This is a genomic window from uncultured Thiocystis sp., assembly GCF_903866365.1.
Classification (GTDB): Bacteria; Pseudomonadota; Gammaproteobacteria; order Chromatiales; family Chromatiaceae; genus Chromatium.
Genome location: NZ_CAIPNF010000397.1, coordinates 1 through 4,971, shown reverse-complemented (window position 1 = coordinate 4,971; position 4,971 = coordinate 1). Strand labels below are relative to the sequence as shown.

Here is a 4,971-nt window from a genome sequence, read left to right as displayed (position 1 = left end):
CTCGGAGATCCTCATCGAGCGGTCGATCGCCGGGTGGAAGGAGTACGAGCTCGAGGTCATGCGCGACCGGGCCGACAACTGCGTGATCATCTGCTCGATCGAGAACTTCGACCCCATGGGCGTGCACACCGGCGACTCCATCACGGTCGCCCCGGCCCAGACCCTGACCGACCGCGAATATCAGATCATGCGCAACGCCGCCATCGCGGTGCTGCGCGAGATCGGCGTCGACACCGGCGGCTCCAACGTGCAGTTCGCGATCAACCCCGCCGACGGGCGGATGATCATCATCGAGATGAACCCGCGGGTGTCGCGCTCCTCGGCGCTGGCCTCCAAAGCGACCGGCTTTCCGATCGCCAAGGTCGCCGCCAAGCTGGCCGTGGGCTACACGCTCGACGAGCTGCGCAACGAGATCACCGGCGGAACTACCCCGGCCTCCTTCGAGCCGAGCATCGACTATGTGGTCACCAAGATCCCGCGCTTCGCCTTCGAGAAATTCCCCCAGGCCGATGCCCGTCTGACCACCCAGATGAAATCGGTCGGCGAGGTCATGGCCATCGGACGGACCTTTCAAGAGTCGCTGCAGAAGGCGATCCGGGGCCTGGAAATCGATCGCTACGGACTCGATGAAATCGTCGACCTTGCCGATCCCGACGCCGTCGATAAAATCCGGCTGGAGGTGCGCCAGACCGGCGCCGAGCGCATCTTCTATGTGGCCGATGCCTTCCGCGTGGGCATCAGCCTGGAGGAAATCCACGAACTGAGCTGGATCGACCCCTGGTTTCTGGCCCAGATCGAGGATCTGGTCCGCGCCGAGGGCGAACTCTGCATCGCGGGTCGCGCCGGTCTCACGCTGGAGCGTCTGCGCGCGCTCAAGCGCCAGGGCTTCTCGGACCGTCGCATCGCCCATCTGGTGGGCGGCAAGGAAGGCGAGATCCGCGCGCTCCGGCATCAACAGGGACTGCGCCCGGTCTTCAAACGGGTCGATACCTGCGCCGCCGAATTCGCCTCCAGCACCGCCTATCTCTATTCCACCTACGAGGAAGAGTGCGAGGCCGACCCCACCGATCGCCAGAAGATCATGGTGCTCGGCGGCGGGCCGAACCGGATCGGTCAGGGCATCGAGTTCGACTATTGCTGCGTTCATGCCGCCTTCGCCCTGCGCGAGGACGGCTATGAAACCATCATGGTCAACTGCAACCCGGAGACCGTGTCCACCGATTACGACACCTCCGACCGGCTCTATTTCGAGCCGCTGACCCTGGAGGACGTGCTGGAAATCGTCGACAAGGAGCGTCCGCTCGGGGTCATCGTCCAGTACGGCGGTCAGACCCCGTTGAAGCTCGCCCGAGACCTGGAAGCGGCCGGCGTGCCCATCATCGGCACCAGCCCGGACTGCATCGACCTGGCCGAGGATCGCGAGCGTTTCCAGCAATTGATCCAGCAACTGGGTCTGCGCCAGCCGCCGAACGCGACCGCCCGCAGCGAATCGGAGGCCGTGACCAAGGCCGCGATCATCGGCTATCCGCTGGTCGTGCGTCCCTCCTATGTGCTGGGCGGACGGGCGATGGAGATCGTCTTCGACGAGTCGGAACTCTACCGCTACATGCGCGAGGCGGTGCGGGTCTCCAACGAATCGCCGGTGTTGCTCGACCGCTTTCTCGACGACGCCATCGAGGTCGACGTGGACGCCATCTGCGACGGCACCGACGTGCTGATCGGCGGCATCATGGAACACATCGAACAGGCCGGCGTGCATTCGGGCGATTCGGCCTGCTCGCTGCCGCCCTATACCCTCTCGGCCTCGATCCAGGACCACATGCGAGAACAGATGGCCCGCATGGCCCGCGCGCTGAACGTGGTCGGACTGATGAACGCGCAATTCGCCATTAAGGGCGATGACATCTACATTCTTGAGGTCAACCCCCGCGCCTCGCGCACCGTGCCCTTCGTCTCCAAGGCGATCGGTCTGGCACTCGCCAAGGTCGCGGCCCGCTGCATGGTCGGCACGACGCTGGCCGAACAGGGTCTGCGACGCGAACTGAAACCCAAGCATTATTTTGTCAAGGAAGCGGTGTTCCCCTTCATTAAGTTCCCCGGCGTGGACACCCTGCTTGGACCCGAAATGAAGTCCACCGGCGAGGTCATGGGGGTTGGCGAATCCTTCGGCGAGGCCTATGCCAAGGCGCAGGAAGGGGCCGGAAGTCTTCTGCCGCGACGTGGTGGCAAGGCTCTGCTGAGTGTCCGCGAGGTCGATAAAACGCGCCTGATCCGGGTCGCGCGCGATCTTCTGGGCTTCGGCTTCACGCTCTACGGCACCCATGGGACGGCCGCGGCGATTCGCGAGGCCGGCCTGGACTGTCTTGGGGTTAACAAGGTCGCCGAGGGGCGTCCGCACATCGTCGACATGATCAAGAACAACGAGATTGGCTTCATCGTCAACACGACCGAAGGGGCTAAAGCGATTGCCGATTCGGCCGCGATCCGGCGCGCCGCGCTCCAGCACAAGGTCGCCTATACCACGACCATCGCGGGCGCCGAGGCGACCTGTCTGGCGTTGAAACAACTGGACATCGTCAGCGTCAATCGGTTACAAGATCTTTACTGATTCGTGATTGGCGGGCGTTTTTTAGGCGCCCGCCATTTTTTATAGAGAACCCGCAACGGGTTTGGCCCGCCTCTGATATTGCTTCAGGGCGGCGTCTCCAGACGAGGAAATCACCCATGAACAAGGTCCCTCTGACCGCCAGGGGCGCTGAGAAATTGCGCGAGGAACTTGATCGGCTCAAGCGCATCGAGCGCCCACGCATCATCGAGGCGATCGCCGAGGCCCGCGCGCACGGCGATCTTAAGGAAAACGCCGAGTACCACGCGGCGCGCGAGCAGCAGAGCTTTGTCGAGGGTCGCATCAAGGACATCGACGGCAAGCTCTCGAATGCTCAGATCATCGACGTCACCCAGCTCCCGGCCACTGGACGGGTGGTCTTTGGCGCGACGGTTCGCGTGCTGGAACTTGAGGCGGATGTCGAGCTGTGTTATCAGATCGTCGGCGAGGACGAGGCCGATCTCAAGTTGGGCATGATCTCCATCGGCTCGCCTATCGCCCGTTGTCTGATCGGCAAGAGCGAGGGCGACGTGACGTCGCTTGCCGCGCCCGGCGGGATTCGGGAGTTCGAGATTCTGGAAGTTCGCTATATTTGAATCGATTCGGGAGACTGTCTTTGCGGTTCCAACTGCCGGATTTAGGGTCACTGAATATCCACGGCACCCCGCAGCGCAACCTGCGGGACTTGCCGAGATGAATTACGCCGTTTTATCCGCATCCTCGGTACGCCGACGGAAACTGGTTCCGCCGCATTCGGCGCAGATCGGGATCCGTCCGGCCTTGACGAAATGGGTCTCGGCGCCGCAGCGGTCGCAGATGAGCGTCCCCGGTCCCGTGACCTCGCCGGCCTGATACAGACTCATCCGGCGCGCGTTCTCGGCCCATTGGGCGAGTTGCAGGCTGGTCTGGTCGGCGACCTGGGTGAACATGTCCATCATCCGCCGCTCGATCAGTTCCAGATCGAAGCGCCACCAGTCGCGCATCTCCTGGCCGGTCTCGGCGATGTAATTGGCAGCGTCCTCGATATCGCGCTTGATGTAGTCGGAGACCTTTTCCGCTTCCTCGCGGGTCAGCTCGCCGAGTTCGACCATGTTGTCGCGCGCCTTGTCGAGCATCTCGCGGAACTTGGGCACGGACTCTTTCTGCGCCTTCTCGATGGTCTCGTGCGTCTGCTTGAGCATCTGCTCGTAGGCGTGGACCAGTTTGTCGGTGGTGTCGTGTTGGTGTTCTTCGGTCATGCGGTACCTCCAGGTGTAGAGATGCAGTCAGTTGATGACGGGAGAGTCGATGCGTTCCATTCGGTAGCCAACCTGAGCTAGGACGTTGAGAGTAGGATAGCAAATGCCTTTGGACCAACCGATAAAACCTCCTGGGACATGTCCGAAGGAAAGAATTCGACTCGCGACCCTCCTGTGACTTCGCGGATGCAGAACGAGTATTCCGTTTTCTCTAAAGTGGACCCCTAAAACCGGACAGTCATTTAAGCTCGACACCGAATCGAAAGGGGTAGGTTGAGATGGGCGAAGCAAAGCGCAAAAGTTATACGGCAGCCTTCAAAGCCAAGGTGGGTCTGGAGGTGATCCGCGGGATCAAGACCGTCAACGAGATTGGTCAGGATCACGGGGTTCATCCAGTGCAGGTTGGGCAGTGGAAGAAGGAGATTCTGGAGCAGGCTGGAACGCTGTTCGAGATCAAACGCGGGCGCAAGCCGGCGGATGATCAGAGTGCGCCGGAACGACTCTACAGCGAGATCGGGCGGCTGAAGATGGAACTGGACTGGTTGAAAAAAAAGTCCGGGTTGAGCCTGTGAGCCTGCGGCGTGAGTGGATCGCACGCGACGATACGTTAGCGGTAAGTCGGCAATGTGTACTGACGGGGGTCACGCGCTCCTGGGTCTATGCCGCCTCGGCGGGCGAGACGCGCGACGCGTCGGACCTGGTGTTGCTGAACCTGATCGACGAACAGTACACGCGGCGCCCCTTCTACGGCAGTCGGCGCATGGTCGTGTACTTGAAGGCCCAGGGCCACGCGGTCAACCGCAAGCACGTCCAGCGACTCCTGCGCGTCCTGGGTCTGGCCGGCATGGCGCCGGGGCCGAAGACCAGCAAGCCCCATCCGGAGCACAAGGTCTACCCTTACCGGCTGCGCGGGATCGAGGTCACGCACCCGAACCAGGTCTGGAGCACCGACATCACCTATATCCGCCTGGCGCACGGTTTTGCTTACCTAGGAGCCTGTCCGGCTTAGCACCCGCATCGCGAGTACAATCGTGTGTCTCACCCCGAAGCCCAGCGGAGCCTCCATGGCTGTCGAGTTCATCCCCATCGACCGAGACACCCCACTGCTGTTGCCGCCGTGCATCCAGG

Annotated in this window: 3 protein-coding genes and 1 pseudogene; 3 read left to right on the top strand and 1 reads right to left on the bottom strand. The window is 62.2% G+C overall.

Annotated features, from left to right (window positions below; genetic code table 11):
- The coding region (gene carB / locus QZY07_RS22140) for a carbamoyl-phosphate synthase large subunit (RefSeq protein ID WP_295407560.1) at nucleotides 1–2,608 on the top strand (2,608 nt) is incomplete at its 5' end.
- Nucleotides 2,609–2,724: 116 nt separating this feature from the next.
- The gene (gene greA / locus QZY07_RS22135) at nucleotides 2,725–3,201 is read left to right on the top strand and encodes a transcription elongation factor GreA (protein WP_295407557.1); all 477 of its coding nucleotides are present in this window, start codon (nucleotides 2,725–2,727) and stop codon (nucleotides 3,199–3,201) included.
- A 102-nt stretch (nucleotides 3,202–3,303) separates the two neighbouring features.
- Here the strand turns inward: greA and QZY07_RS22130 are convergent, their stop codons facing one another.
- A complete protein-coding gene (locus QZY07_RS22130; protein ID WP_295407554.1) occupies nucleotides 3,304–3,843 on the bottom strand; it encodes a zinc ribbon-containing protein in 540 nt (179 codons plus the stop codon).
- A 278-nt stretch (nucleotides 3,844–4,121) separates the two neighbouring features.
- Here QZY07_RS22130 and QZY07_RS22125 point away from each other — a divergent pair.
- Nucleotides 4,122–4,840, top strand: a pseudogene (locus QZY07_RS22125) (IS3 family transposase); the annotation flags it as partial.
- Between the last annotated feature and the right edge of the window lie 131 nt (nucleotides 4,841–4,971).

Excerpts from the sequence above, each read along its gene's own strand:
- greA (WP_295407557.1), top strand. The coding sequence starts at position 2,725 with ATGAACAAGGTCCCTCTGACCGCCAGGGGCGCTGAGAAATTGCGCGAG.
- QZY07_RS22130 (WP_295407554.1), bottom strand. The coding sequence starts at position 3,843 with ATGACCGAAGAACACCAACACGACACCACCGACAAACTGGTCCACGCC.